Here is a 23238-nt window from a genome sequence, read left to right as displayed (position 1 = left end):
GCGCGGTGAATCAAGCGGGGCGCGCTGAAATTCGACGAACGACAAGCGCGGCAATCACACCGAAAAATGTCACCAGCCATGCGGCGATCTTGACCGGCCGCACGGTGGCGGCAACCGATGCCATTGCGTCGCTGCCGCGCTCTTGCTGTAACTGGATGATCTGAGCGAAAGTCTCGGCATAGTCCGTCGCGATAAACAGTGCTGCAGCAATCACCAGCATGATGCCCATCCGTCGCACGCGCGTTGCCGGATCCTGCATGAAGTGCAATCCGGCATACCACGAACCCAGACCATAGACGGTGATGAACACGATGTCGCCAAACATGGCGTAGCGTGCGCGATCATACAGGCCTGCATCCATCCATGCCCGCTGGATCAAATCGATCGACCGGCCGTCGCCCGCCGCCTGATGCGCCAGGATACCGCCCGGTACACCTTCTATGTCGAGCGGCAGGCCGAGCCATATCACCCCTGCGAACAGCACCAGACCAAGCGGCCACAGCAGCATGAATTTCGCTCGGAAAGGGTCGTCAGCCATTGAGAAACCTCACCAGCGCATCGCCCATCGCAGCTTCGGTAACCGAGCTCATATGAGTGCCGGGAATTTCGACATATTGAGCATTTGGCAGGGCTTCGACCAGCTTCTGCGCCGACCCGTTATCATTGTCCTTGTCACCGCACAGGACCATCGTCGGCATGGTCAAGGCCGATAGCTGGACCGGCTCCGTATCGGCGACCGATTGCAGCAACAGGCGCGCAGCCACGCGGTCGATCTTCATCGTTTTCATGAAGCTCATTGCCATGAATGCCGCATCGCCGCGTTTGATCAGATCAAACCGGTCGATCGCATCGATGAAAAACGCCGCGCGGCGGTTCCAGCCTGCCAGACCTTCCAGCCCCATGCCGGCCAGCACCAGCCTGCGCGGCCTGAGTCCGTTGATCACCGCCCGCACCGCCGTACGCGCACCGAGCGAGAAACCAACCAGGTCGAATTCTTCAAGTCCGAGCGTATCGACAAGCGCTGCGACGTCCTGAGCCAGCACATCGTCGGGATAGGCCGCCGGATCATGCGGCTTGCCGCTAAGCCCGTGCGCGCGCAAGTCGGGCATGATCGCCTCGAACCCGGCGTCGGCGAGCTTTTGCGCATGGCCGAATTTGATCCAGTTGACCTCGGCGGTCGAAAACAGGCCGTGCAACAGCAGGACAGGGCGCCCTGCGCCCAGGCGATGCACGGCGAGCCCGGTGCCATCGAAGGAAGAAACCCGTTCGGTCACCAGATCGCTCAACGCTTTGCCAGCCCCTTCTGCTCCATCCGCCATTTGGCCATTTCTATCCGGTCCTGCCCGAAAAAGGGTTCGCCGCCAAACACCAGCGTCGGAACGCCCCAATGGCCGGCTGCTTCTAGCTCTTGCTGGTTGGCGGCGATCTCCGCATCCAGCTCCTCTGCCTGCGCCGCGACTTCCTCATCGAGTTCGGCCAGATCGAGACCTGCGCGCTCCGCCGCGCCGGAGAGGTGTTCTCCCTCATTCCAACCTTCGGCTCCGCCCCAGATCAGCTGCGCCGCCTCATGCGCAAAGGCCAGCCCTTTGGCCGAGGGATATTTGCTTCGCGCCGCCGCCTGCCCCAGCCTTGTGATCCGCCGGATATGGGGCTGCTCCTCGGCGATCTTGCGGGTCGCCATGTCCTGCACAATGGGATCGGGGCGCGGCGGACCGAATGGGATGCCCTCGAACTGCGCCACGCGCACTACATCGAGGAGGGTGTACCGCAACCAGTTGGGATGGTTGCGCTCGAAGAAATCGGGCTGCCGCACGGCCAGCGGATACACCGGGCGCAGCGCGATATCGATATTGTGGCTTGCGGCCAGATCGCGATAGCGCCCGATGGCCAGATAGCTGTAGGGCGAACGGAAGCTGAAATAGAGGTCTGCCTGTAGGGTCATGCAGGCCTTTTCGCGCAAGGCGCGCCGCTAGTCTAGCGGAAGAAACACTGGGTGCCGGCGTAGAGTGCCTCGACCCGCGCGTCTTCCGGATTTTCTCCGGCCAATGCACCAATTCCTTCGGCTGAAGAATAATACTCGATGCCCAGCGTACTCTCGGCCATCTCCTCGGCTCCATGCGCGCTCGCGAAGCTGCCAATCGGATCGCCGGTGCGCACACCCTTGTCTGTTTTTACAGGCGACTCGCCGTCGAGAAACCAGCCGACGAATTCGCCATCCTGGAAATTGAGCACTAGACCATTGTCGAAGGTGCTGAATTGCATGGGGCCCGCGCCACATTCCTCATTGGATGCCGTTGCGGGCCGATTTTGCAGGTCGGCCACAAGCAATTCTTCGATCTCGCTTTGTGTTGCACCGAAACTGATCAGCATGCTTGCACCCGATCCGTTCCAGCCAATGCCCTGTCCCGACACCTCGATTGCAGAGGCCTCGTCCGGAACTGCCGAACCCGCGGCATTCAACTCGCATGCGCCAAGCGCAAGCCCCGCTCCCAGCACGAACAGTCGGCGCATTGTCATCACCCCTTCTTCAAATGCCGCCGCCCGAGCAGCTCGGCAATCTGCACCGCATTGAGCGCGGCACCTTTCCGCAAGTTGTCCGACACGCACCACAAGGTCAAACCGTTCTCGACCGTCGGGTCTTCGCGCACGCGGCTGATGTAAGTCGCTCCGTCCCCAGCAGCTTCGACTGGGGTGATGTATCCGGCGTCCTCGCGCTTGTCGATCAACATGCAACCGGGTGCTTCGCGCAAGATGTCCTGCGCTTCCTTGGCGGAAATCTCGTTTTCAAATTCGATGTTGATGGCTTCGGAATGGCCGACGAACACCGGCACCCGCACGCAGGTCGCAGTCAGCTTGATCTTGGGGTCGAGGATTTTCTTGGTCTCAACCATCATCTTCCATTCTTCCTTGGTCGATCCATCATCGAGGAAAACATCGATGTGCGGGATAACGTTGAAAGCGATCTGTTTGGTGAATGCCTCCGGCAAGACGGGATCACCGACGAAAATCGCACGGCTCTGCGTGAACAGCTCGTCCATTCCCGATTTGCCCGCACCAGACACGGACTGGTAGGTTGAAACCACAACCCGCTTGATCGTCGCGGCATCGTGCAGCGGCTTGAGCGCCACCACCAGCTGAGCGGTCGAACAGTTGGGGTTGGCGATGATGTTGCGCTTCTTGTAGCCGTCGATCGCGTCCGGGTTCACCTCCGGCACGATCAGCGGAACATCCGGTTCCATCCGGTAGAGCGAGCTGTTGTCGATCACCACACAGCCAGTCGCAGCAGCCTTGGGCGCGTATTCCCGGGCCGGACCGCTTCCGGCGGAGAACAGGGCAATGTCCCAGCCGGACCAGTCGAAATGCTCGATACTGCGGCATTTGAGCATCTTGCCGGTGTCGCCGAATTCGACTTCGCTCCCATGCGATCGCGAGGATGCGACCGCCGCGACTTCGTCACACGGAAACTCCCGCTCTGCGAGAACCTGCATCATCTCGCGACCGACGTTTCCGGTCGCCCCGACGATTGCTACGCGATAACCCAATATCTTTCTCCAAACCTGTTCGCTGCCGAGATAGCGACTGGATTGCCCCCTGCAACCGCAGTGTCGCTTGAGGCGCTTAAACCATCACTCCGGCGGCGTGACTGCGTTGCTCTCGAGAAAGCGGAAAATCGTGTTCCACATGTGCGGCGAAATATTCTCTCCCGACACGCGGTGCGTGTAGCCGGGATAGAGCATCATCTCGAACGGCACATTGCCTTCCTGCAACACGGAAATCAGTTCGGATGAATTCTCGAACACGACATTGTCGTCCGCCATGCCGTGGATCAGCAGCAGCGGATCGCTGATCTTCGTCGCATCGGGGATAGCGCTGGCGGCCTGATAGGCTTCGGGCACTGTGTTCGGATCGCCCATATAACGCTCGGTGTAGTGCGTGTCGTAAAGCTCCCACTTGGTCACCGGCGCGCCGGATATTCCCGCAGCATAGAGCCCGGGATCGGCCTGCATCTGCTTGAGCGTCATGTAACCGCCATAGGACCAGCCATAGAGCGCGATCTTGTCGCCATCGACATAGTCCAGCGTCTTGAGGAATTCGGCACCCGCACGCTGGTCGTCCACTTCGACACTGCCCATTGCGCGGTAGAGCGGCTGCTCGAAGGCGACGCCGCGGTTCGCGCTGCCCCGATTGTCGAGTTCGAACCAGATATAGCCCGCATCAACGACCGCTTGCTGCAAGGCTCCGTCCCACCCGCGTGTCACAACCTGCGGCCCGGGCCCACTGTAGTGGTAGTAGAACACGGGGTAGCTCTTCCCCGGCTCCATCTCGGGCGTGACCATCTTGTAATATAGGTCGGTCTCGCCATCGGCGGCCTTGATCGTCCCGAACTGTGCAGGGCGGTGGCTTGCAAGATAGGGCGTATAGGGATGGCCCGCATCAAGTGCGTTCTCCTCGACCCAGGCGAGGCGTTGTCCGTCTTGGTCAGCAAGATAGCTTTGCGTCGGCTGGCTGTGACTCGAACGCGTGATGAGCAGCGTCTTGCCGCCCTTGTCCATGCTGGCGGAGTGAGTGAAGCCCGTCTCTGTGAGGCGTATCGGTGACACCGATCCATCCAGCGCAGCCGAATAGACGTGCTGCTCGAGCGGATCCTGCGCGCTGGTACCGGTGTAGAACACGCGGCCCGCATCCTGGTCGACCCCGACCAGCTTGGTGACGACCCAGTTGCCGGACGTGAGTTGCTGTGTCGTGGGAACAATCGGCAGCCGTGTTCCGACTTTTGCAGGATCGACATTGTCGTCTGCCGTGAAACGCATCCCCTGGAAGCTGCGATAGAGATGCGCAAAGCCGTCACGCTCGCTCCACCACAGAAATGATCCGTCTTTGAGGAATTTGTAGTCGTCCGACAGGTTGACCCAGTAATTCTCGGACGCAGCATACTCGATCAGCAGAATGTTGCTTTCGCCCGTCGCCGGATCGACCTCCAGCAGGTCGAGCACGGTCTGCTCGCGGTTCTGGCGCTGGACAAACAGCCTGCCGTCGGGCGCCCAATCGACGCGAGCGAGATAGATGTCATGCGGCTGGGAAACATCGTAATATTCGGGGTCCATGCCCGCCGTAAGATCGACCTTCACCTTGTCGCCGCCGTCCGGGTCCATCACGAACAGCTCGACTATGGCGTTGGCGCTGCCCGCCACCGGGTAGCGCTGGTCGAACACCTTGGTCCCGGTCGCGCCAATGGCGGCGCGGGTGACGATGCCGACCGGGCTTTCGTCGGTGCGCTGTACCGCGATGCGGGTGTCGTCGGGGTTCCACCAATAGCCGGTCAGGCGGCCCATTTCCTCTTGCGCGACAAATTCGGCTTCGCCCCAGCGGATCGTGTCGCCCTCTTTCGGCGTGACCGGCTGCGCTTCTTCGCCGATTTTCCCGACCCACAACTGCCGGTCGCGCACGAACGAGACGAAATTGCTTTCGCTGCTCAGCTTCGGGTTGAGTTCGCTTTCCTCGGTATCGGTCAGCCGCGTGGCCTGCCTATCGAGACCGGCGAGATAGAGGTCCCCATCGAGCGGGACGAGTATACCCTGACCATCGGCGGTCCATTCGTAGTTGATGATGCCCTTGAGATTGCCGACGCGGGCGCGTTCGCGCTGCATCTTCTCGTCCTCGGACAATTCGCGCCCGCTGCTCAGGCTCTCGCTGTCGACCAGCATGCGCCAGTCGCCCTGCTCGCGGTCGAACGCCCACAAATCATAGCGTTCGCGGTCATCATCGCGGTTGCGCAGCAGCGTCAGGAAACGACCATCCGGCGATAGCTTCGCCTGCCGCGGGCTCGGCCCGTCGAGCGACGGCGAGGCGAAAACACGTTCAAAGGTCAGGTCCTGTGTCTCGCTCATACCGACAGCCTTGCCATTGTTTGTCTTGCTCGCTGTTGCCCAGCCGAAGTCCGCGAACCTGCTGCTTGCCGGGACATCGGTGATGCCATCCCGGATCGATAACGTCTCGCCGGGCGCGAGGCTGCGCTTTTGTGGCACGAAGTCCATCTGGTAGACCACCCGCTCCTGATCGTCACGCAGCACGATGCGCACATCCGGCACTGCGACATCTGCCTTTCCCTTGTTGGTCACTGTCCCGGAAAAGCCGAAATATTCCGCGCCGTTCGGCAACACCCGCCGGTCCTGCCGGTCGGCAGGAAACTCCATCGCAAGATCGCTGCCTTGCTCGGCGAACTGCGCCTGTGCGCTTACGGGAACCGCAGCAAAGGCCAGCACGGCTGCTCCAAGTGTGGTCTTCAATATCGGGGGCATTGCGACGGGTCCTCTCTGCGACCCGCCCCCTCTCGCAATCACGCGCGCGGCTTGCAACGAAAAAGGGCGGCTCCCGCAGGAACCGCCCTTTCGAAATCGTCTGCTGCGAGAGCCTTACGCCTGCGCCATTCGTGGAAGGCTTACGCCTTCGGGGCGTTGACCTTGCGTTCCGCGATACGCGCACGCTTACCGGTACGGCCACGCAGATAGTACAGCTTCGCGCGGCGCACGACACCGCGGCGGACCACGGCAATGCTGTCCACCACCGGCGAGTACAGCGGGAACACACGTTCCACGCCTTCGCCGAAGCTCAGCTTGCGAACGGTGAAGTTGCTGCCCATGCCGCGGTTGGAGCGGGCAATCACGACGCCTTCGAAATTCTGGACACGCTCACGGGTGCCTTCGACAACCTTCACGCCGACGCGCACGGTATCACCGGCGCGGAATTCGGGAATGTCTTTCCCGAGGTTCTCGATAGCTTCCGCTTCGAGTTGTTGAATCAGGTTCATGCCTGTTTTCCTAGTTTTTACCGCGCGCCAGAGGCAGGTCAGTCCCGAGCGTTCCTGTAACGCTCCCATAGGTCTGGCCTGCGTAACCGTGTGTGATCTTCCGCCATGGTTTTGCGCCATGCCGCGATCTTCGCATGATCCCCCGATCGCAGCACTTCAGGGATCGTGCGCCCTTCCCATTCCTGAGGTCGGGTATATTGAGGGTATTCCAGCAGCCCTTCTTCGAAAGACTCCTCGGTACCGCTCGAAGCCGCGCCCATTACCCCCGGTAACAGGCGAATGCAAGCGTCGAGAATCATCAGCGCGGCAGGCTCTCCACCCGACAGCACGATATCGCCCACGCTGATCTGCTCGATCTGCGGGCGCGCATCGAACAGGCGTTCGTCGAACCCCTCGAAACGGCCGCACAAGATAGTTACGCCGGGGCCTGCCGACAGCTCGCGGATACGATCCTGCGTGATCGGCGTCCCGCGCGGTGTCATCGCTAGGATTGGAGCCTTGGGCTGCTGGGCAATGGCATGATCGACCGCCGCGCCGAGGATATCCGCCTTGAGCACCATCCCTGCCCCGCCGCCAGCTGGCGTATCGTCGACCGAACGGTGCTTGTCAGTGGCGAAGTCGCGCATCTGGATGGTATCAAGCGACCACCGCTGCTCCTCCAGCGCCCGCCCCGCCAGCGACAGCCGCAGCGGTCCGGGAAACATCTCGGGATAGAGGGTCAGGATGGTGGCGGCGAAGGTCATCAAATTCCTATTCGGAAGGGATTGCTTGGGACGAAGCAGATAGGCGGCTGCCAATCCATGCGGGCCACGAGCAGATTGCCAATGCCAGCGTCACTGAGGGGGTGATCGACATGGCAATATCACTACCCTCGGCTATGGCAGCCCAAGTCGGCAGAAATCCGACTGCAACTGCCGAAAGGCTCGTGATCGCCAGCCTATTCGCTTGAGCGAAAAGCCGGCGCAGGCCCGAGGCCATAAGAAAGGAAAGGAAAGTAATCAGCAGCAGGCCGAGAGGGAAAATCAGCGCCATTTGACGCCTTTCGATGGGGTCGTATTGACATGCAACTCGAACACGTCCGGCCTCGAATAATGCCCATCGGTGTCGAGGCTCGCGAGACCCTGACCGATCTCACCGAGATCGAGGTCTGCAAGCAGCGTCTCCTCGCCCTCGCCAGCCTGCGCGACGATCCGCGTATCGGGCGCGATAATGATCGAACTGCCGCGATTGAGCGCATCGCCCTCAATCGCCTCGATCAATTCCTTCGCCGCAGCATCGCCGCCCGCACGCTCCAGCCCATCGAACAGGTCGTTCTTCGCCTGCACCAGGCCTGCCGCGAGCACGAAGCAGCGGCCCTCCATTGCATAGTGCCGCGAGGCGAGCGCGTATTCCTCGCGCACGGTGGGCCATGCCGCAACATGTACGCTCTCGCCGAGGTTGTGCATTGCCGCGCGCGCCAAGGGCATCCAGTGCTCCCAGCAGATCAGCGAGCCGACCTTGCCCCACTCCGCCTGGTGCACGCCGAGCGTCGAGCCGTCGCCGCGCATCCACACAAGCCGCTCGCCATGCGTGGGCACCAGCTTGCGATGGTCGAGCACCGGCAAGCCGGGCCGGAAGGTCATCTGGTTGTTGTAGAGGCTTTGCCGCACCCGCTCATGCGCGCCGATGCTGATGACCGCGCCGGTTTCGTCGCATAGCTCCTGCAAGGGCAGCAGCCGCTCGTCATTCGCCACCACCGCCTGCTCCAGCAGGATGCGGTGCATCGCCTTTGTGCCGGGGTGGTCCCACAGCGCCGCGCCTGGTGCCTCGTCGAGCCATAGCGGATAGCCGCCGAGGAAGGTCTCGCCAAAGGCCACCAGCTGCGCCCCGTCGGCAATTGCCTTGCGCGCCAGTTCGGTCGCCTGCGCAATGCCATCCGAAATCGCGAGCGGGATCGGTGCGGCCTGGCAGATGGCGACGTTCAGTCTGGTCATTTCAGCACCTTACTCGAAAATGCCGGGATCGGGCAGCATGCTTTTTTCCAGCTTCCTGGTGAGGATCGCCGAGACCGGCCAGCCTATCACCACGCAGAGAAACGCCCCGCCCACACCCAGGCCAAGACCCAAGTCGGCCAATGGTGCAGAGCCGTCAAGAAGGGCGATCAGCAGGGGGAACACCAGAACGCTGCCCGGACCCAACAAAGCGGCGAGCAGGATTCGTGATTGGATGCCAAGTTTGCGCGCCCACAGGTGCAAGCACAGAACCGCGCCCGCAGTCAGCAAGCCCAGCAGCAAGAGGAAGAAAACAATCGAAATTATGCCCGTGGCCATCCAGTCGCTCCTCAATCACTGCTCAATCGCTCACCCGTCACTCAGGGTGTAGTGACAGCTCGGATTACTGCGCAAAATCGGCTGCGATGACCAGCTTCTCGGCATCCCATTGAGGAACGGCCTGCTCGCTCATCGGAACAAGGAAGCTCTTGCCGTCCGATTGCTCGATCTCGATGATGTCGCCAGCGCCAAAATTCAGCACATTGCCAACTGTGCCGACAGCGTCACCCGCGTCGGTAAAGACAGCAAGGCCGATCAGATCGGCATGGTAGTATTCGCCATCTTGCAGCGGCGGCAGATCATCGCGGGAGACCGACAGCGTTGTTCCGCGCAGCTTCTCTGCCGCACCGCGGTCGTTCACATCCGCAAAGCGCGCGATTGCGCCGCCTTTGTTGTCGCTGCGGATTTTCTTGAGCGTTAAAGTCCGGCCCCCGCCGCTATTGGCATCACCGACGATGAAGGACTTGTGCGATTTAAGCGCTTCCACGCCTTCACCGAACAATTTCAGGCGGACTTCGCCCGTCACGCCATGCGCACCGGAGATGGCAGCGAGCGTGACGGGCTTGTCTTGCATGGGAAAGGCTTACGCGCCCTTCTCTTCTTCCTTGCCGGCGGTGTCGTCCGCCTGCTCGTTCACCGGGCCGCCTTCGGCAACTTCTTCAGCGATCGCGGTCTTGTCTTCAGCGGTATCGCCATCAGTCGTCTCGACCGCGTCCGCGACAGCTTCTGCGGTCTCGTCCGATTTGACCGAACCGGTCGCGTCGTTCTCGGTTGCTTCGGCGGCGGTTGCTTCTGCAGCAGGTGCTTCGGCTGCGGCCTTGGCTTCTTCTTCGGCAGCCTTGGCAGCTTCTGCTGCTTCGGTTTCCTTGGCTGCTTTCTCTTCAGCGCGTTCCTTGGCCGCTTCGCCCGGCTCACCCTTCTTCGGGTTGTTGCGCGGCGCACGCTCGAGAATGCCAGCGGCATCGAGGAAACGCAGGACGCGGTCCGATGGCTTGGCACCGACGCTCAGCCAATGGCGTGCGCGGTCTTCGTTGAGCTTTACGCGCTCGCCGGAGTCTTTCGGGAGCATCGGGTTGTAGGTGCCGATCTGCTCGAGATATTTGCCGTCACGCGGGCTGCGCGAGTCCGACACGACGATGCGGTAGTAAGGACGCTTCTTTGCGCCACCGCGCGAAAGACGAATTGCAACTGACATGTGATATTACCTTTCCAAATCAAACTTCTGAATTCGAATTACTTTTTACCCGGGAGACCCGGCAGGCCCGGCGGCAGTCCGCCGCCTCCCATTCCGCCCGGACCGCCCAGCCCGGGCATGGCAGCATTCATACCGCCCTGCCCGAACAGGGCGCCAAGGCCCTTGAGCCCGCCCATCTTCTTGATCTGTTTCATCGCGCGGCCCATTTCCTGGTGCATCTTGAGCACCTTGTTGACTTCCTGAACCGAAGTGCCGGAGCCGGCCGCAACGCGTTTCTTGCGCTTGGCATTCATCAGGTCGGGGCGGGCGCGCTCTTTTTCCGTCATCGAGCCGATGATCGCATCCATGTGAACCAGCACCTTGTCGTCCATGTTGGACGCAGCCATAGCCGCCTTGGCTTTCTTCATGCCGGGCAGCATCCCCGCGAGCATGCCGAGACCGCCCATGTTCTGCATCTGCTTGAGCTGAGTGCGCAAATCGTTGAGGTCGAACAGACCCTTGGCCATGCGCTTGGCCATGGCCTCGGCCTCTTCCTCCTTAATCGTTTCAGCGGCCCTTTCGACCAGTGAGACGACATCGCCCATGCCGAGGATGCGGTCAGCAACCCGGCGGGGATGGAAAGCTTCGATGGCGTCGAGCTTCTCGCCCGTACCGGCAAACTTGATCGGCTTGCCGGTGACATGCCGCATCGACAGCGCCGCACCGCCGCGCGCGTCGCCGTCCATCCGGGTCAGGACGACACCGGTCAGCGGGACTTCTTCGGTAAAGCTCTTGGCGACGTTGACCGCGTCCTGACCGGTCAGGCTGTCGACCACCAGCAGCACTTCGGTCGGCGCGGAAACGCCCGCGACCGCCTTCATTTCGGCCATCAGCGCTTCGTCGACATGCAGGCGGCCCGCGGTGTCGAGCAGCAGCACGTCGGCGGCCTGCAGTTTGGCGCTTTCCATTGCACGCCGGGCAATGTCGACCGGCTGCTGGCCTTCGATGATCGGCAGAGTCGCGACATCGACCTGGGTGCCGAGAACAGCCAGCTGTTCCTGCGCCGCGGGGCGATTGACGTCGAGCGACGCCATCACCGACTTCTTGCCGTATTTTTCCTTCAGCAGCTTGCCGAGCTTGGCCGTCGTGGTCGTCTTGCCCGAGCCCTGCAGGCCGACCATCATGATCACGACCGGCGGCTTTGCCTCGAGCGTCAGCCCTTCGGTTTCCTCGCCGCCGAGCATTTCCACCAGTTCGTCGGAGACGATCTTGATGACTTGCTGGCCCGGCGTGACCGACTTCAGGACATCGGCGCCGATCGCTTTTTCAGTGACCGCATCGATGAAGCGGCGCACCACCGGCAGCGCGACATCGGCTTCGAGCAGCGCGATCCGCACTTCGCGCATCGCATCGCGCACGTCCTGTTCGGACAGCGCGCCGCGACCGCGCAGCTTGTCGAAGACGCCACCAAGGCGATCTGACAGGCTGTCGAACATACGCGTCTACTCCTCTGTTGCCCTTCCCGGTTCGGGCCCCCGATATGGGTCCCGAGACGGGCCAGGCAACGCCAAATGCCAAAAACGCCGGCGGACGAAAACTCGTCGGCCAGCGCGCGATCCATTGGACCGGCTTTGTAATTCAATTGCCATCTTGCCGGGTCTTGCAGCCTGCTCTGGCCGGAAGACGGAAAAATGGTGGAGCCTAGCGGGATCGAACCGCTGACCTCAACACTGCCAGTGTTGCGCTCTCCCAGCTGAGCTAAGGCCCCGAAACCGTATTTTGATCTCGCCCGAAAGCGAGAGGTGCGCCTTTATGACCCGCCGAACTGCTTTGCAAGAGTGTTTCTGGGTTTCGGTTTGTTTGTATATTTGTTTTGCCTCAGGCGCCGGCGTTCGCATCCGCTCACTTGGCGTTCCTCGCTCTCGCGACCTGACGGCCGCTTCGCTGCGGACGCGCGGTCGCGCGGTCGCGCTTGCACTCGCCTGCGGCTCGCGGAACAGCGCTGATCCGGTTCACTGGCCGTGAACCGCAAGGGCAACCGCCCGTCCGAGCTTATGCGAGGAAGCCAAGCGAGCCGGACGGCTCGCGCCCGGCGCTTGAGGCTCCAAACAGATGCTACTTCAGCTCTCGGCCTTGTCGTCGTCGTCGCCCTTGCCGCTGGTTTCGACGCCAAGATCGCTGTCATCACCGAGGTCGACATCGGCGTCAGGCCGGTTTTCTTCCTCATCGACATCGCTCAGATCATCATCATCGTCAGCGAGATCGGAATCGGCCTTGCCGTCCTTCTTCTTCTCTTCGTCTTCAAACGGGATCGGCTGCTTCGCCTTGAGCACGGGCTCCGGCGTCCATTCCTCGCCGCATTCGATGCAGGCAACCGGATCTTCCTTGCCCAGGTCGTAGAAGCGAGTGCCGCATTTCGGGCACGTACGCTTGGTGCCCCATTCTGGCTTGACCATTACTGTTCCTCAGATGCTGCCCACCAATTTGCTTGGTGGAGCGAAAATTTCTCTAGCTTGATGGGATCCGATCACTCGGGAATCAAGAGCGGCGCGCGCCTTGCCATAGGCCACCCCCGCTGTCAAAAGCCGCGACGAAAATCGCGCGCCTTTCTTGAAAGATAAAACTTGGCCGATCAGCCGCAACCCTGCCGCTTCATGCCCTCGGGCCCGCTTACCGGCCGCATTCGCGTGCCCGGAGACAAGTCGATCAGCCACCGCTCGCTGATGCTCGGCGCACTGGCCGTGGGCGAGACACGCGTGACCGGACTGCTCGAAGGCGAAGACGTGCTGGCGACCGCTGCAGCCATGCGGGCTATGGGCGCATCAATCGATCGTGAGGCAGATGGCGTCTGGTCGATCCACGGCGTGGGTGTGGGCGGGCTGCTCCAGCCGCAAGGCGCGCTCGACATGGGCAATAGCGGAACGTCGACCCGATTGCTGATGGGGTTGATCGCGAGCCACGGCATCAGCGCAGGCTTTACCGGTGATGCCAGCCTGTCGAAACGCCCGATGGGCCGGGTGATCGAACCGCTCTCGCAGATGGGCGCAAGCTTCGAAGCTTCGCCGGGCGGCACCCTGCCCTTGCTCATGCGCGGCTGCCTGCCCGCTGTACCGATCGAGTACCGCCTGCCGGTCGCAAGTGCGCAGGTCAAAAGCGCGGTGCTGCTCGCGGGGCTGAACACGCCCGGAGTGACCACAGTGATCGAGCCGGTGCCGACACGCGACCACTCCGAGCGCATGCTGCGCGGCTTCGGTGCGGAGCTTTCAGTCGAAGAACGCGGCGGCGAGCGGATCATCAAGATGCGCGGCGAGGCGGAGTTGCAGCCGCAGACGCTTGAAGTGCCCGGCGATCCCTCCTCCGCCGCATTCTTTATCGTCGCGGCAACACTGATCGAAGGCAGCGATCTGGTTATCGAGAACGTCGGCCTCAACCCGACCCGCGCCGGCCTGATTGAAGTGCTTCGCCAGATGGGCGCGAACATCGAAGAGCAGAACACCCGCGAAGTCGGCGGCGAACCGGTTGCAGACCTGCGCGTGCGCCACGCTCCGTTGGCCGGGATCGAAGTCGATCCGGCGATCGCGCCAAGCATGATCGACGAATTTCCCGTGCTGTTCGTTGCCGCGGCACTGGCGCAAGGAACGACGGTCACCACGGGCCTCGAGGAATTGCGCGTCAAGGAAAGCGACCGGATTTCCGCGATGGCCGCAGCGCTCGCTCTTGCCGGAGCAAGCGTCGAGGAAACCGAAGACGGGCTGATCATCCACGGAACGGGTGGCGAGCCACTGACAGGCACCGCCCATGATACAAAGGTCGTCACCCACCTCGATCACCGCATCGCTATGAGCATGGCGATTGCGGGGCTGGCAAGCCGCGCCGGAGTTGCCGTGGACAGCACCGCACCGATTGCGACCAGCTTTCCAACGTTCTCGGCATTGCTTGAAACCGCTCGCCGCGACTAGAAGGCCGGCAAGCTTCCAAATCACGAGGGCCTTCGATGATCTTCCGCAATTTACTCGCTCCGGCCTTCCTGGCCCTCGCCGCCTGCACCAGCGCCGTCCAGGCCGCGACCTACACCATGTTTCGCGATCCCAATTGCGGTTGCTGCGAGCATTGGGCCAAGCATGTCCGGACCGAACTGGAAACCGAAGTCACCCAGCAAGTGACGGCGGACATGGCCGCTGTCAAAACGGACCGCGGCGTGCCGCGCCAGCTGTGGAGTTGCCACACCATGGTCGTCGACGGTTACGTGATCGAGGGCCACGTCCCTGCCGCTGACGTGGCGAGACTGCTGGAAGAACGCCCCGCAGGGGTCAGGGGCCTCGCCGTGCCGGGAATGCCGGTCGGCTCGCCGGGCATGGAAATGGGCGACCGCAAGCAGCCCTACCAGGTGATCGCATTCGGCGATGCCGGCATGACCGTCTTCGCGTCCTACAACTGATCCGGCGAGAGATATGCCTGCCGAACTCGATATCTATTCCGTCATCGGTTTCGTCGGCACGGCCTGCATCATCGGGGCGTATTTCTATCTGACTGCGGTGGAGAAGCCGAACCCGCTGATCCTGCACGGCACCAATCTCACCGGCGCTGCACTGCTTACCGTTTCCCTGATCGTCCACACCAACTGGCCAAGCCTCGTACTGGAAGGGTTCTGGGCCGCTATCGCAATCTGGGGGCTGTGGAAGGCCTTCAAGGCAAGAGACGCGAGAACATGATTCGCCGAAGGGCCTTGGCATTTGTCATCCTGCTGATTGCTGCTGCGTCCTCTTCGCTTTTCTGGAACGCTGGAAAATTCGAGCCCGTTTCAATGCTGATCAATCTGACAATTGCTACCGCCGGAATGATATTGCTGCATTTCAAATGGCGGCGAGCAGAGCGCAAGTTGCTCGCTTCAAGACAGACGAAGGACGTCTTTTCATGATCATCGCCGTCGACGGCCCTACCGCTTCAGGCAAGGGCACCATTTCCAAGGCGCTGGCCGCGCATTTCGGCTTGCCGCACCTCGACACCGGGCTGCTCTATCGCGCGGTGGGGCGGCAGGTTGCGCTGAATGGTGGCGATCCCGACGATACCGTGGATGCGCTGGCGGCGACTGCTTTCCCCGACGAGAGATTGGCTGACCAAGAACTGCGAACAGAACAAACCGGCGGCTTTGCCAGTCGCGTTTCCGTCCACCCGGCGGTGCGGCACGCGCTGTTCGAGCGCCAGCGCGCCTTTGCCGAGCAGCCCGGCGGCGCGGTTCTTGACGGGCGCGATATCGGCACTGTGATCGCGCCCGAGGCCGATGTGAAGCTGTTCGTCACCGCCAGCGTCCAGTCGCGCGCAATGCGCCGCTGGCTCGAAATGCAGGACCGTGAGCTCGACCTCGAATTGCGCGAGATCGAAGCCGACATCGCCGCCCGCGACAAGCGCGATATCGAACGCAAGGACGCGCCGCTAAGAGCCGCGCCCGATGCCTTCGTCCTCGACACCAGCGATCTCGGCAAGGAAGCCGCGATCGCGGCAGCCATAGAAGCGGTCGAACAGGCGAAGGGCCGCTGAACCGCAAAAGCGCTGTCCTACACGTCCGCTATCTGCATCACGGCAGGGATGAACAAATCCGGGCTGATCGATGCCAGCGCAACACCGCGCCGCCGAAAGGTCACACCGCGTTTCCATCATACCGGGCCGAAGCCGCAGGAATCCTTGCCTGAGCCGAAAGGTCACGGGTTCGCAAACGCGCATCCGTGTTCCACTTCAGGGGAGCAACGCCCCACCCCATTTTCCTTGCTTTCACCACCGCTTTGGCCTAGGCGCGCGCCCGTTCACGCAATCTTCCGGATTGAAGAACTCCTGCGGCGGCATACGGCCTCGCGGGAAATTCGGCCTCTTGCCCCGTTGGGCCGAGCAATAGTGCTCGGAGACGGAGAAAGACCCCGGGAAAACCGGCGGCCGGTAGCAAAACGAATGGGAAACCAACACTGATGGCATCTACAGCCAATCCTACGCGCGACGAATTCGAAGCGCTTCTCAACGAACAACTCGGCGGTGCGGAAGACGGCGGCTTTGAAGGCCGCGTCGTCAAAGGCACTGTCACCGCAATCGAAAACGGCAAGGCCGTTGTCGATGTAGGCCTCAAGAGCGAAGGCCGCATCGACCTCAAGGAATTCATGCGCGGCGAAGACGACCACGATCTCTCTGTCGGCAGCGAAGTCGAAGTCTATGTCGACCGCGTCGAAAACGCAGACGGCGAAGCCATGCTCAGCCGTGACCGCGCTCGCCGCGAAGCTGCGTGGGACAAGCTGGAAAGCGAATTTGGCGAGAGCGCCCGCGTCGAAGGCCGTATCTTCGGCCGCGTCAAAGGCGGCTTCACAGTCGACCTCGACGGAGCTGTGGCCTTCCTGCCCGGTTCGCAGGTCGATATCCGCCCCGTGCGCGACATCACCCCGCTGATGGACGTTCCGCAGCCGTTCCAGATCCTCAAGATGGACCGTCGCCGTGGCAACATCGTTGTCTCGCGTCGTTCGATCCTCGAAGAAACGCGCGCTGAACAGCGCAGCGAACTGATCGACGGCCTGGCTGAAGGTCAGGTAACCGAAGGCGTGGTCAAGAACATCACCGATTACGGTGCATTCGTCGACCTCGGCGGGATCGACGGTCTGCTGCATGTCACCGACATGAGCTACAAGCGCGTCAACCACCCGAGCGAAGTGATCGAAATCGGGCAGACCGTGACCGTCCAGATCATCCGCATCAATGCTGAAACACAGCGCATCAGCCTTGGCATGAAGCAGCTGGAAAGCGATCCGTGGGATGGCGTCGGCGCGAAATACCCGATCGGTGCGAAGCTGACCGGCACTGTCACCAACATCACCGAATACGGCGCGTTCGTTGAACTGGAAGCGGGCATCGAAGGCCTGGTTCACGTCTCCGAAATGAGCTGGACGAAGAAGAACGTCCACCCGGGCAAGATCGTTTCGACTTCGCAGGAAGTCGAAGTGATGGTGCTCGAAGTCGACAGCGAAAAGCGCCGCATTTCGCTTGGCCTCAAGCAGGCTCAGCGCAATCCGTGGGAAGAGTTCGCCGAGAAGCATCCGGTCGGCTCGCAGGTCCAGGGCGAAGTCAAGAACGCCACCGAATTCGGCCTGTTCATCGGTCTCGACGGCGACGTCGACGGGATGGTCCACATGTCGGATATCGCGTGGGGCCTGTCGGGCGAAGACGCGCTCGCCCTGCACCGCAAGGGTGAAGAAGTTTCGGCTATCGTGCTCGATGTCGACACCGACAAGGAGCGCATCAGCCTCGGCATGAAGCAGCTCGAAAAGGGTGCTCCATCGGCAGAAGGCGCGGCCGGCAGCGGCCTCAAGCGCGGCGATGTCGTGACCGTGACTGTTCTCGAAGTCCGCGATGGCGGCCTCGAAGTGCAGGTTGGCGACGATGGTGCGACCGGCTTCATCAAGCGTTCGGACCTCGGCCGCGACCGCGACGAACAGCGTCCCGACCGCTTCCAGGCCGGCGCCAAGGTCGATGCGATGGTCACCGGTTTCGACCGCTCGAAAAAGCCCAACTTCTCGATCAAGGCGCGTCAGATCGCTGAAGAGAAGGAAGCTGTGCAGCAGTTCGGTTCGTCCGACAGCGGCGCATCGCTCGGCGACATTCTCGGCGAAGCGCTCAAGAAGGGCGAATAAGCCCGCCGCTTCTTTGCGAAGCTATCAGGAAGGCCCGCTCTCCACCACGGAGAGCGGGCCTTTCCTACTTGTAGGGGACACTGTAGTGTCGCCCCATGCTCGAAGTTCATCAGTTCCCCTGCCTGTCCGACAATTACGGATTCCTCCTCCACGATAGCGAGAGCGGCGAGACAGCCGTGATCGATACGCCCGAGGCGGCGAAGATCCTCGCCGAAGCGAGGGCCAAGGGCTGGAACATCAGCCATATCTGGAACACACACTGGCATCCGGATCATGCGGGCGGAAACAGCGAGATCAGGCAAGCGACAGGATGCAAAGTCATCGCACCGGCCGAAGTCGAGAAGCTCGACAAGCCCGACCGGGTGGTTGCGCACGGCGATACGGTCGCGATCGGAAAACACACGGCGCAGGTGATCGACGTATCCGGCCACACCAATGGGCATATCGCCTATTATCTGCCCGAAGCAGGCATAGCCTTTGTCGGAGACAGCGTGTTTGCGCTCGGGTGTGGCAGGATGTTCGAAGGCGAGCCCGAGCAGTTCTGGAACAGTCTCCAGCGGATCAAGGCGCTCCCCGCCGATACGACGCTCTACTGCGCGCATGAATACACCCAGGCAAACGCAAAGTTCGCTCTCCACGCCGACCCGGATAACACAGCGCTTCAGGCCTATTGCGCTGAGATCGACACCAAACGTGCCCGCGGTGAGCCGACCGTACCGACCGAGCTTGGCCGCGAGCTTGCAACCAATCCCTTCCTCCGCGCCGACGATGCCGCCTTGCAGGCAAAATGGGGCGGCGATGCCCCGCATGAGACCTTTGCCGCCCTGCGCGCCGGCAAGGACAATTTCTGACCACAATGAAAGCGCTGCGTGTCGAGCAATTATCGGACGATCTTTCGGGCGTTGCCCTGGTCGATCTGCCTGACCCTGAACGGCAAGCAGGCGAAGTTCTGGTCCGGGTTCATGCGGCCTCGCTCAACTATCCCGATCTGTTGATGACGCAGGGCAAATACCAGTTCAAGCCGGAGGTGCCTTTCACGCTGGGGCTGGAGCTTGCCGGTGAAGTGCTGGAGGCTGATCCCGCCAGCGAATTGAAGGCGGGCGACCGGGTCATGGGCGGTGCGAAGACCGGCGGGATGGCGGGTCTGGCTGTATTGCCGGCAAAGCACCTGCGTCCGATCCCGCCCGGCCTCGACTATGCACAGGCCGCGGCGATGGGAGCGGCTTACAGCACGGCATACACCGCGCTGGTCGAAATCGGCAGGTTGCAGGCCGGTCAATGGGTGCTGGTGCATGGTGCCAGCGGCGGTGTCGGGCTGGCCGCGTGCGATCTTGCCAAGGCGTTGGGCGCGCATGTCATCGCTGCATCGCACAGAGAGGACAAGCTGGCACGGATTGCCGAAGCGTGTGATCCGCATGCGCTGATCGTCAATCAGGGGCGGTTTCGAGAACAGGTCAGCGCCATTACCGATGGCCATCTGTGCGATATCGTGTTCGACCCTGTGGGCGGCGATGTGTTCGACGAAAGCACCCGCTGTGTGACCTTCGGCGGGCAGTTGCAGGTGATCGGTTTTGTCTCGGGCCGCATCCCCGAGATCGCCGTCAATATTCCCCTCATCAAAGGGTTCTCCGTTGTCGGTATTCGCGCGGGTGAATATGCGCGCCGCTTCCCGGAACGCGGCAGGGCCATTTCAGCTTCTATCGATGCCTTGGTTAGCGAGCGGCGGCTCAAACCGACCATCGACCGCAGGCTGCCGCTCTCCTGCTGGCGCGAGGCATTCGAAGCGATGCAGCGCGGCGAGATTGTCGGGAAGCTCGTGCTTGAACCGTAAGCCGGAATCGAAAAGGGCGACCCTCGGGCCGCCCTTCGATAACCAGCTCATTCAAACTGTCAGATGTTCGCGATCACTTCGTCGGCGAGCTTGTGATCGGCAGAAGCATCGTGCTTCTCGGCAATCAGCTTGCGCGAAGCCAATGCGGCGGCATCAGCGGCGCGGGCACGCACCTGTTTCACTGCATCGCGCTCGGCGGAAGCGATCTTGCTCTCGGCCATCACCTTGCGGCGTTCGACCATTGCAGCGCTGTCGGCTTCAGCCTTCTCGACGATGGCATCGGCTTCGCGCCGAGCGTTTTCCATCATCGCTTCAGCGTCTTTCTCGGCACCGGCAATCTTTTGCTGGTATTCGTTCCGCAGCGCTTCGGCATCGGCGCGCAGCGCCTTGGCCTCGTCAAGCTGCGCACGGATCGCCGCAATCCTGGAATCGAGCCCACCGGCGAGCATGCCGGGGACTTTCTTCCAAATCATGATGGCGATCAGCACCAGCATGGCGACCGAAACGACCTGATAGGGCGCAAGGCCGAACAGTTCCGGTTCGATATGCTTGCCGGCGCCGCTATCGACCTCGACGACGGCTTCCGCCGCGTCCGTGGTGAAGACTTCGGGTGCTCCGTTAGCCATTGGCCATTGCCTCTTTCACAGCAGACTTCGCAACCGGTTTGGTCACTGTCACACCGGCGAGCCGCTGGACGATATCCTGCGCGGCATCGACAGCCACATCCTCGACCTCGGCCAGCGCCGATTTGAACGCTTCCTCGATCTCGGCCTCGGCCTTGGCAAGCTTGGTATCGAGACGCTTCTGCGCGGCGGAGATCTTTTTCTCCGACTTGGCAGCGGCCTCGGTCTTGGCTTGCGCGATCAACGCCTGTGCGTTCGCCCGGTTTTCGTTTTCACGCACCCGCCAGGCTTCCTCTTCTTCGTCCGCCTTGGCACGCGCGGCTTCGGCGGCAGCCAGATCGTCAGCGATCTGCTTGTCCCGCTGGGCAACGGTGTCCATGACTTTGGGAACCATCCCGCGGCCGACAACGAAAAAGGTCAGGCCGAAGAACACCAGCAACCAGAATATCTGGCTCTGATAGGTTTCCAGCAACTGGGCTATCTGGGGCATTGCATTACGTCCCGGGGTAAATGCGCAAAATCAGCGGGCCGACCGATCAGGGCCGGCCCGTAGATCGAATGTTCGATCAGGCGACGAAGATCAGGATCATCGCGACGACGAACGCCAGCAGGCCGAGAAGTTCGGCAGCGGCGAAGCCGATGAACAGGCGGCCCTGCTGGCCGTCTGCTGCGCCTGGATTGCGCAGAGCGGATTCGAGGAACGATCCGAAAACGTTGCCCACGCCGATGGCGGCCATGCCGGCACCGATGGCAGCGAGACCCGCACCGACGAGCTTTGCAGCTTCTACTTCCATTTGAAACTCCTTTGGGTTGATTACTTAAATTCGGTTGATTGGTAACTCAGTGAAGGTGTTCAGCGTCGTTGATATAGAGCGAAGTCAACAGCGCGAAAACGTAAGCCTGAATGCCCGCGACGAGGATTTCCAGCGCGCAGATGCCGATCATCAGCAGGAAGCTGGGAAGACCGACAACACCGCCCCAGAGCGGGCCTGCGTTGGTCCCGTCGATCACAAAGCTCGACAGCACTTCCAGCAGCACGTGACCGGCCATCATGGCGACGAACAGTCGCAGCGCCAGGCTGAACGGGCGGATCATGAAGCTGATGAATTCGATCAGCGCGATCGGGACGATCATCGCCACTGGTGTGCCATGCGGCACGAACAGCGTGAAAAACTTGAAACCGTGCTTCCAGAAACCGACGACCAGAACGATCGAAAAGCTCAGCAAGGCAAGCACGCCGGTCACGGTAAAGTGACTGGTGAAAGTAAACGGGTGAATGCCGACAACGCCGAGCGGCAACAGGCCCAGCAGGTTGGCGAACAGAATGAACATGAACAGCGAGAACACGTAGGGGACGTATTTGCGCCCTTCCTTGCCGATGTTCGCTTCGAGCATGTCGTCAATGAAGCCGGTAAAGCTCTCGACCGCCATCTGCCAGCGCCCGGGCACCAGTTCCCGCTTCATCCCGCCGAGGACAAACAGGAACAGCACGATCGTGGTGATCATCATCCACGCCGCGCTATTGGTGAAGGAAATGTCGATTCCAGCCATCTCCCACTCAGCCAAAGGCTTAATGGTGAACTGGTACATCGGATCGACTTTCGCCGGTTCGGCTGCCACGTCGGCTGACACGTCGGTTACGTCCCTAAACTCTCGAACTGCCTGCCGCCTCAACCCTCTTCAGGTGGGTCTTCGGGGCGGGTGTTCGCCGTACGAAAAATGTTCCTGAAGGCTACGACTATTCCGAGGAACAGACCAACCAACAGACCCCAGGGCAATGTGCCGGCGAAGTGGTCAACCACCCAGCCAATCAACACACCACCGAGAATCCCGCCGAGCAAATCCGCCAGAACCCGGTTGCCGCTGCGATAATTCGCATCGGAACCGGAAACCTGCGGCCGGTTGCGCTGATCTTCACGCTCGCGTGCGGCTTTTAACCGCGCTTCGAGCGCGTCGATACGCGCATCCTCGGCAATGGGTTCCCGTGCGGGCTTCTCGTCGCTCATGCCAACCTCCGATAAAGGAAAAACGGCACAGGCTCAAAGGTGCCCGCCGAGGGCGCCGACCCCTTAGGCGGGGGGCATTTGCGAGTCAACCGCAGCGGGGTGTTGAAGGGTTGCTTTTATTGCACTGCATCATGCGCCATGCCCAAGGGATCACCCGCATGTGCAGTGCCGCACAGCGCCTTGCCCTTACGGACAGCGCGGATCGCGATCGGGCGGAGCGCTCGTGCGGGTCTTCCACGCACCGTCCGGGGCCTGATATTTTTCACCCGGCACGGTCTTGGCGATCGCCTGACAGCCCGCTGTAAAAGCATATTCCTCGATCGTGGAATTCGTCGCCTGAGCACGATCGGCGTAAACTGCCCGGCGTTTGATGTTGATGTCGGTAACCAGCCGCTGCAAACTTGGGTTGGCAGCTCCGACAACGCCGAGATACCCGTCCATTTTCTCACCCACCTGGCCAGCAGCGCGGGCAGCGGCATAGGCCGGGTCCCGCTGGGCAAAAGCGGCGGTGGAGAGCCCCCCGATAGCCAGCGCGGCAGCCGTAAAGGCCAAGGTGGTCTTTCTTGCAATCGCGTTCCGCATCACGGTCTCCTCATACAGGCGGACATCAGAAAATATCCGCGTTATCTTCAATCGTATTGCCCGCATCTTCCGCGAGCCGGTAAATCACTTCCTGGCGGATGTTGATATTCAGCTCGATAACGATCGGCTCGGTCGGGGCGTTGACATTGATGCACCCGGCGAGCGCGAGCGGGCCCAAAGCCCCAACCGCCCATTTTCCGCTGCTCGTCATGCTCAGAATGCCCCTTCCAAATCGTCCGGT

Annotated in this window: 30 protein-coding genes and 1 tRNA gene; 8 read left to right on the top strand and 23 right to left on the bottom strand. The window is 61.6% G+C overall.

Translation table 11 applies throughout. From position 1 onward, the window contains the following. Positions 1-10: 10 nt before the first annotated feature. The 16 genes from E0502_RS11695 to E0502_RS11620 all read right to left on the bottom strand — a co-directional run bounded on the left by E0502_RS11695 (position 11) and on the right by E0502_RS11620 (position 12747). Complete coding sequence (locus tag E0502_RS11695; protein WP_137678176.1) at positions 11-538, bottom strand: hypothetical protein; 528 nt, start codon at positions 536-538, stop codon at positions 11-13. Then, entirely contained in the window at positions 531-1319 is a 789-nt protein-coding gene (locus E0502_RS11690; protein ID WP_192895956.1) for an alpha/beta fold hydrolase, read from the bottom strand. Before E0502_RS11690 ends, E0502_RS11695 begins: the two co-directional genes overlap by 8 nt. After that, positions 1283-1942, bottom strand: coding sequence for a 2-hydroxychromene-2-carboxylate isomerase (locus E0502_RS11685; protein ID WP_137678175.1), 660 nt, complete (start codon positions 1940-1942; stop codon positions 1283-1285). Before E0502_RS11685 ends, E0502_RS11690 begins: the two co-directional genes overlap by 37 nt. A gap of 32 nt (positions 1943-1974) precedes the next feature. Beyond that, on the bottom strand, positions 1975-2511 hold the full coding sequence (locus tag E0502_RS11680) for a hypothetical protein (protein WP_137678174.1): 537 nt from the start codon (positions 2509-2511) through the stop codon (positions 1975-1977). Between the two features lie 5 nt (positions 2512-2516). Further along, positions 2517-3542, bottom strand: a complete 1026-nt coding sequence (locus E0502_RS11675; protein ID WP_137678173.1) for an aspartate-semialdehyde dehydrogenase — start codon at positions 3540-3542, stop codon at positions 2517-2519. A gap of 84 nt (positions 3543-3626) precedes the next feature. Continuing rightward, the gene (locus E0502_RS11670) at positions 3627-5888 is read right to left on the bottom strand and encodes a S9 family peptidase (RefSeq protein ID WP_137678793.1); all 2262 of its coding nucleotides are present in this window, start codon (positions 5886-5888) and stop codon (positions 3627-3629) included. A 551-nt stretch (positions 5889-6439) separates the two neighbouring features. Next, positions 6440-6808 carry a 50S ribosomal protein L19 gene (gene rplS / locus E0502_RS11665; RefSeq protein ID WP_137678172.1) on the bottom strand — a complete coding sequence of 123 codons (369 nt, stop codon included), beginning with the start codon at positions 6806-6808 and terminating at the stop codon, positions 6440-6442. 38 nt (positions 6809-6846) lie between these two features. Continuing rightward, positions 6847-7551 (bottom strand): tRNA (guanosine(37)-N1)-methyltransferase TrmD, encoded by a 705-nt coding sequence (gene trmD, locus E0502_RS11660; RefSeq protein ID WP_137678171.1) that lies wholly within the window; start codon positions 7549-7551, stop codon positions 6847-6849. A 7-nt stretch (positions 7552-7558) separates the two neighbouring features. After that, a complete protein-coding gene (locus E0502_RS11655) occupies positions 7559-7840 on the bottom strand; it encodes a hypothetical protein (RefSeq protein WP_137678170.1) in 282 nt (93 codons plus the stop codon). Continuing rightward, positions 7831-8781: a carbon-nitrogen hydrolase family protein gene (locus E0502_RS11650; protein WP_137678169.1), complete on the bottom strand. Its 951-nt coding sequence runs from the start codon at positions 8779-8781 to the stop codon at positions 7831-7833. Before E0502_RS11650 ends, E0502_RS11655 begins: the two co-directional genes overlap by 10 nt. A 9-nt stretch (positions 8782-8790) precedes the next feature. Next, positions 8791-9117 carry a hypothetical protein gene (locus E0502_RS11645; RefSeq protein WP_137678168.1) on the bottom strand — a complete coding sequence of 109 codons (327 nt, stop codon included), beginning with the start codon at positions 9115-9117 and terminating at the stop codon, positions 8791-8793. 64 nt (positions 9118-9181) lie between these two features. Then, positions 9182-9691, bottom strand: coding sequence for a ribosome maturation factor RimM (gene rimM, locus E0502_RS11640; protein ID WP_137678167.1), 510 nt, complete (start codon positions 9689-9691; stop codon positions 9182-9184). Positions 9692-9700: 9 nt separating this feature from the next. Next, positions 9701-10312 carry a 30S ribosomal protein S16 gene (gene rpsP / locus E0502_RS15415; protein WP_137678166.1) on the bottom strand — a complete coding sequence of 204 codons (612 nt, stop codon included), beginning with the start codon at positions 10310-10312 and terminating at the stop codon, positions 9701-9703. A 38-nt stretch (positions 10313-10350) separates the two neighbouring features. Then, positions 10351-11787, bottom strand: a complete 1437-nt coding sequence (gene ffh / locus E0502_RS11630; RefSeq protein WP_137678165.1) for a signal recognition particle protein — start codon at positions 11785-11787, stop codon at positions 10351-10353. A 196-nt stretch (positions 11788-11983) separates the two neighbouring features. Beyond that, a tRNA-Ala gene (locus E0502_RS11625) sits at positions 11984-12059 on the bottom strand. Between the two features lie 352 nt (positions 12060-12411). After that, complete coding sequence (locus E0502_RS11620) at positions 12412-12747, bottom strand: TIGR02300 family protein (RefSeq protein WP_137678164.1); 336 nt, start codon at positions 12745-12747, stop codon at positions 12412-12414. A 198-nt stretch (positions 12748-12945) separates the two neighbouring features. On the opposite strand from E0502_RS11620, the gene aroA reads away from it, so the two are divergent. The 8 genes from aroA to E0502_RS11580 all read left to right on the top strand — a co-directional run bounded on the left by aroA (position 12946) and on the right by E0502_RS11580 (position 19786). After that, entirely contained in the window at positions 12946-14250 is a 1305-nt protein-coding gene (aroA, locus tag E0502_RS11615; protein WP_137678163.1) for a 3-phosphoshikimate 1-carboxyvinyltransferase, read from the top strand. Positions 14251-14285: 35 nt separating this feature from the next. Beyond that, positions 14286-14729, top strand: a complete 444-nt coding sequence (locus E0502_RS11610; protein ID WP_137678162.1) for a DUF411 domain-containing protein — start codon at positions 14286-14288, stop codon at positions 14727-14729. Positions 14730-14742: 13 nt separating this feature from the next. Then, complete coding sequence (locus tag E0502_RS11605) at positions 14743-15003, top strand: CBU_0592 family membrane protein (RefSeq protein WP_137678161.1); 261 nt, start codon at positions 14743-14745, stop codon at positions 15001-15003. A gap of 14 nt (positions 15004-15017) precedes the next feature. Continuing rightward, complete coding sequence (locus E0502_RS11600) at positions 15018-15209, top strand: hypothetical protein (RefSeq protein WP_137678160.1); 192 nt, start codon at positions 15018-15020, stop codon at positions 15207-15209. Further along, positions 15206-15829, top strand: a complete 624-nt coding sequence (cmk, locus tag E0502_RS11595) for a (d)CMP kinase (protein ID WP_137678159.1) — start codon at positions 15206-15208, stop codon at positions 15827-15829. The genes E0502_RS11600 and cmk overlap by 4 nt, the downstream gene beginning before the upstream one ends. Positions 15830-16251: 422 nt before the next feature. Continuing rightward, positions 16252-17955, top strand: a complete 1704-nt coding sequence (gene rpsA / locus E0502_RS11590; RefSeq protein ID WP_137678158.1) for a 30S ribosomal protein S1 — start codon at positions 16252-16254, stop codon at positions 17953-17955. A gap of 95 nt (positions 17956-18050) precedes the next feature. Further along, complete coding sequence (gloB, locus tag E0502_RS11585) at positions 18051-18806, top strand: hydroxyacylglutathione hydrolase (protein WP_137678157.1); 756 nt, start codon at positions 18051-18053, stop codon at positions 18804-18806. Positions 18807-18811: 5 nt separating this feature from the next. Beyond that, positions 18812-19786, top strand: coding sequence for an NADPH:quinone oxidoreductase family protein (locus tag E0502_RS11580; RefSeq protein ID WP_137678156.1), 975 nt, complete (start codon positions 18812-18814; stop codon positions 19784-19786). A gap of 59 nt (positions 19787-19845) precedes the next feature. On the opposite strand, the gene E0502_RS11575 is transcribed toward E0502_RS11580, so the two are convergent. From E0502_RS11575 to E0502_RS11545, 7 genes are all read right to left on the bottom strand, one after another. Further along, positions 19846-20412 (bottom strand): F0F1 ATP synthase subunit B family protein, encoded by a 567-nt coding sequence (locus E0502_RS11575; RefSeq protein WP_137678155.1) that lies wholly within the window; start codon positions 20410-20412, stop codon positions 19846-19848. Next, positions 20405-20899: a F0F1 ATP synthase subunit B family protein gene (locus tag E0502_RS11570; RefSeq protein WP_137678154.1), complete on the bottom strand. Its 495-nt coding sequence runs from the start codon at positions 20897-20899 to the stop codon at positions 20405-20407. The genes E0502_RS11575 and E0502_RS11570 overlap by 8 nt, the downstream gene beginning before the upstream one ends. A gap of 76 nt (positions 20900-20975) precedes the next feature. Further along, positions 20976-21203 (bottom strand): F0F1 ATP synthase subunit C, encoded by a 228-nt coding sequence (locus E0502_RS11565; RefSeq protein WP_040964046.1) that lies wholly within the window; start codon positions 21201-21203, stop codon positions 20976-20978. A 46-nt stretch (positions 21204-21249) separates the two neighbouring features. Continuing rightward, a complete protein-coding gene (locus E0502_RS11560; RefSeq protein ID WP_137678792.1) occupies positions 21250-22029 on the bottom strand; it encodes a F0F1 ATP synthase subunit A in 780 nt (259 codons plus the stop codon). Between the two features lie 50 nt (positions 22030-22079). After that, the gene (locus E0502_RS11555) at positions 22080-22415 is read right to left on the bottom strand and encodes an AtpZ/AtpI family protein (RefSeq protein WP_137678153.1); all 336 of its coding nucleotides are present in this window, start codon (positions 22413-22415) and stop codon (positions 22080-22082) included. A gap of 186 nt (positions 22416-22601) precedes the next feature. Further along, a complete protein-coding gene (locus tag E0502_RS11550) occupies positions 22602-22997 on the bottom strand; it encodes a YdbL family probable chaperone protein (RefSeq protein WP_137678152.1) in 396 nt (131 codons plus the stop codon). Positions 22998-23022: 25 nt separating this feature from the next. Further along, positions 23023-23208: a YnbE family lipoprotein gene (locus tag E0502_RS11545; RefSeq protein ID WP_137678151.1), complete on the bottom strand. Its 186-nt coding sequence runs from the start codon at positions 23206-23208 to the stop codon at positions 23023-23025. Positions 23209-23238: the final 30 nt, after the last annotated feature.

Origin of the sequence: Parerythrobacter lutipelagi (assembly GCF_005434975.1) — a bacterium.
GTDB lineage: Bacteria > Pseudomonadota > Alphaproteobacteria > Sphingomonadales > Sphingomonadaceae > Parerythrobacter_A > Parerythrobacter_A lutipelagi.
The sequence above is the reverse complement of the archived record's forward strand: the minus strand, read 5'-3'. Positions and strand labels throughout refer to the sequence as shown.

What these genes read in the sequence shown, in the direction of transcription:
- E0502_RS11695 (WP_137678176.1), bottom strand. Translation starts at nt 538, where the DNA reads ATGGCTGACGACCCTTTCCGAGCGAAATTCATGCTGCTGTGGCCGCTT.
- E0502_RS11690 (WP_192895956.1), bottom strand. Translation starts at nt 1,319, where the DNA reads ATGGCGGATGGAGCAGAAGGGGCTGGCAAAGCGTTGAGCGATCTGGTG.
- E0502_RS11685 (WP_137678175.1), bottom strand. Translation starts at nt 1,942, where the DNA reads ATGACCCTACAGGCAGACCTCTATTTCAGCTTCCGTTCGCCCTACAGC.
- E0502_RS11680 (WP_137678174.1), bottom strand. Translation starts at nt 2,511, where the DNA reads ATGCGCCGACTGTTCGTGCTGGGAGCGGGGCTTGCGCTTGGCGCATGC.
- E0502_RS11670 (WP_137678793.1), bottom strand. Translation starts at nt 5,888, where the DNA reads ATGAGCGAGACACAGGACCTGACCTTTGAACGTGTTTTCGCCTCGCCG.
- rplS (WP_137678172.1), bottom strand. Translation starts at nt 6,808, where the DNA reads ATGAACCTGATTCAACAACTCGAAGCGGAAGCTATCGAGAACCTCGGG.
- trmD (WP_137678171.1), bottom strand. Translation starts at nt 7,551, where the DNA reads ATGACCTTCGCCGCCACCATCCTGACCCTCTATCCCGAGATGTTTCCC.
- E0502_RS11655 (WP_137678170.1), bottom strand. Translation starts at nt 7,840, where the DNA reads ATGGCGCTGATTTTCCCTCTCGGCCTGCTGCTGATTACTTTCCTTTCC.
- E0502_RS11650 (WP_137678169.1), bottom strand. Translation starts at nt 8,781, where the DNA reads ATGACCAGACTGAACGTCGCCATCTGCCAGGCCGCACCGATCCCGCTC.
- E0502_RS11645 (WP_137678168.1), bottom strand. Translation starts at nt 9,117, where the DNA reads ATGGCCACGGGCATAATTTCGATTGTTTTCTTCCTCTTGCTGCTGGGC.
- rimM (WP_137678167.1), bottom strand. Translation starts at nt 9,691, where the DNA reads ATGCAAGACAAGCCCGTCACGCTCGCTGCCATCTCCGGTGCGCATGGC.
- rpsP (WP_137678166.1), bottom strand. Translation starts at nt 10,312, where the DNA reads ATGTCAGTTGCAATTCGTCTTTCGCGCGGTGGCGCAAAGAAGCGTCCT.
- ffh (WP_137678165.1), bottom strand. Translation starts at nt 11,787, where the DNA reads ATGTTCGACAGCCTGTCAGATCGCCTTGGTGGCGTCTTCGACAAGCTG.
- E0502_RS11620 (WP_137678164.1), bottom strand. Translation starts at nt 12,747, where the DNA reads ATGGTCAAGCCAGAATGGGGCACCAAGCGTACGTGCCCGAAATGCGGC.
- aroA (WP_137678163.1), top strand. Translation starts at nt 12,946, where the DNA reads ATGCCCTCGGGCCCGCTTACCGGCCGCATTCGCGTGCCCGGAGACAAG.
- E0502_RS11610 (WP_137678162.1), top strand. Translation starts at nt 14,286, where the DNA reads ATGATCTTCCGCAATTTACTCGCTCCGGCCTTCCTGGCCCTCGCCGCC.
- E0502_RS11605 (WP_137678161.1), top strand. Translation starts at nt 14,743, where the DNA reads ATGCCTGCCGAACTCGATATCTATTCCGTCATCGGTTTCGTCGGCACG.
- cmk (WP_137678159.1), top strand. Translation starts at nt 15,206, where the DNA reads ATGATCATCGCCGTCGACGGCCCTACCGCTTCAGGCAAGGGCACCATT.
- rpsA (WP_137678158.1), top strand. Translation starts at nt 16,252, where the DNA reads ATGGCATCTACAGCCAATCCTACGCGCGACGAATTCGAAGCGCTTCTC.
- gloB (WP_137678157.1), top strand. Translation starts at nt 18,051, where the DNA reads ATGCTCGAAGTTCATCAGTTCCCCTGCCTGTCCGACAATTACGGATTC.
- E0502_RS11580 (WP_137678156.1), top strand. Translation starts at nt 18,812, where the DNA reads ATGAAAGCGCTGCGTGTCGAGCAATTATCGGACGATCTTTCGGGCGTT.
- E0502_RS11575 (WP_137678155.1), bottom strand. Translation starts at nt 20,412, where the DNA reads ATGGCTAACGGAGCACCCGAAGTCTTCACCACGGACGCGGCGGAAGCC.
- E0502_RS11570 (WP_137678154.1), bottom strand. Translation starts at nt 20,899, where the DNA reads ATGCCCCAGATAGCCCAGTTGCTGGAAACCTATCAGAGCCAGATATTC.
- E0502_RS11565 (WP_040964046.1), bottom strand. Translation starts at nt 21,203, where the DNA reads ATGGAAGTAGAAGCTGCAAAGCTCGTCGGTGCGGGTCTCGCTGCCATC.
- E0502_RS11555 (WP_137678153.1), bottom strand. Translation starts at nt 22,415, where the DNA reads ATGAGCGACGAGAAGCCCGCACGGGAACCCATTGCCGAGGATGCGCGT.
- E0502_RS11550 (WP_137678152.1), bottom strand. Translation starts at nt 22,997, where the DNA reads ATGCGGAACGCGATTGCAAGAAAGACCACCTTGGCCTTTACGGCTGCC.
- E0502_RS11545 (WP_137678151.1), bottom strand. Translation starts at nt 23,208, where the DNA reads ATGACGAGCAGCGGAAAATGGGCGGTTGGGGCTTTGGGCCCGCTCGCG.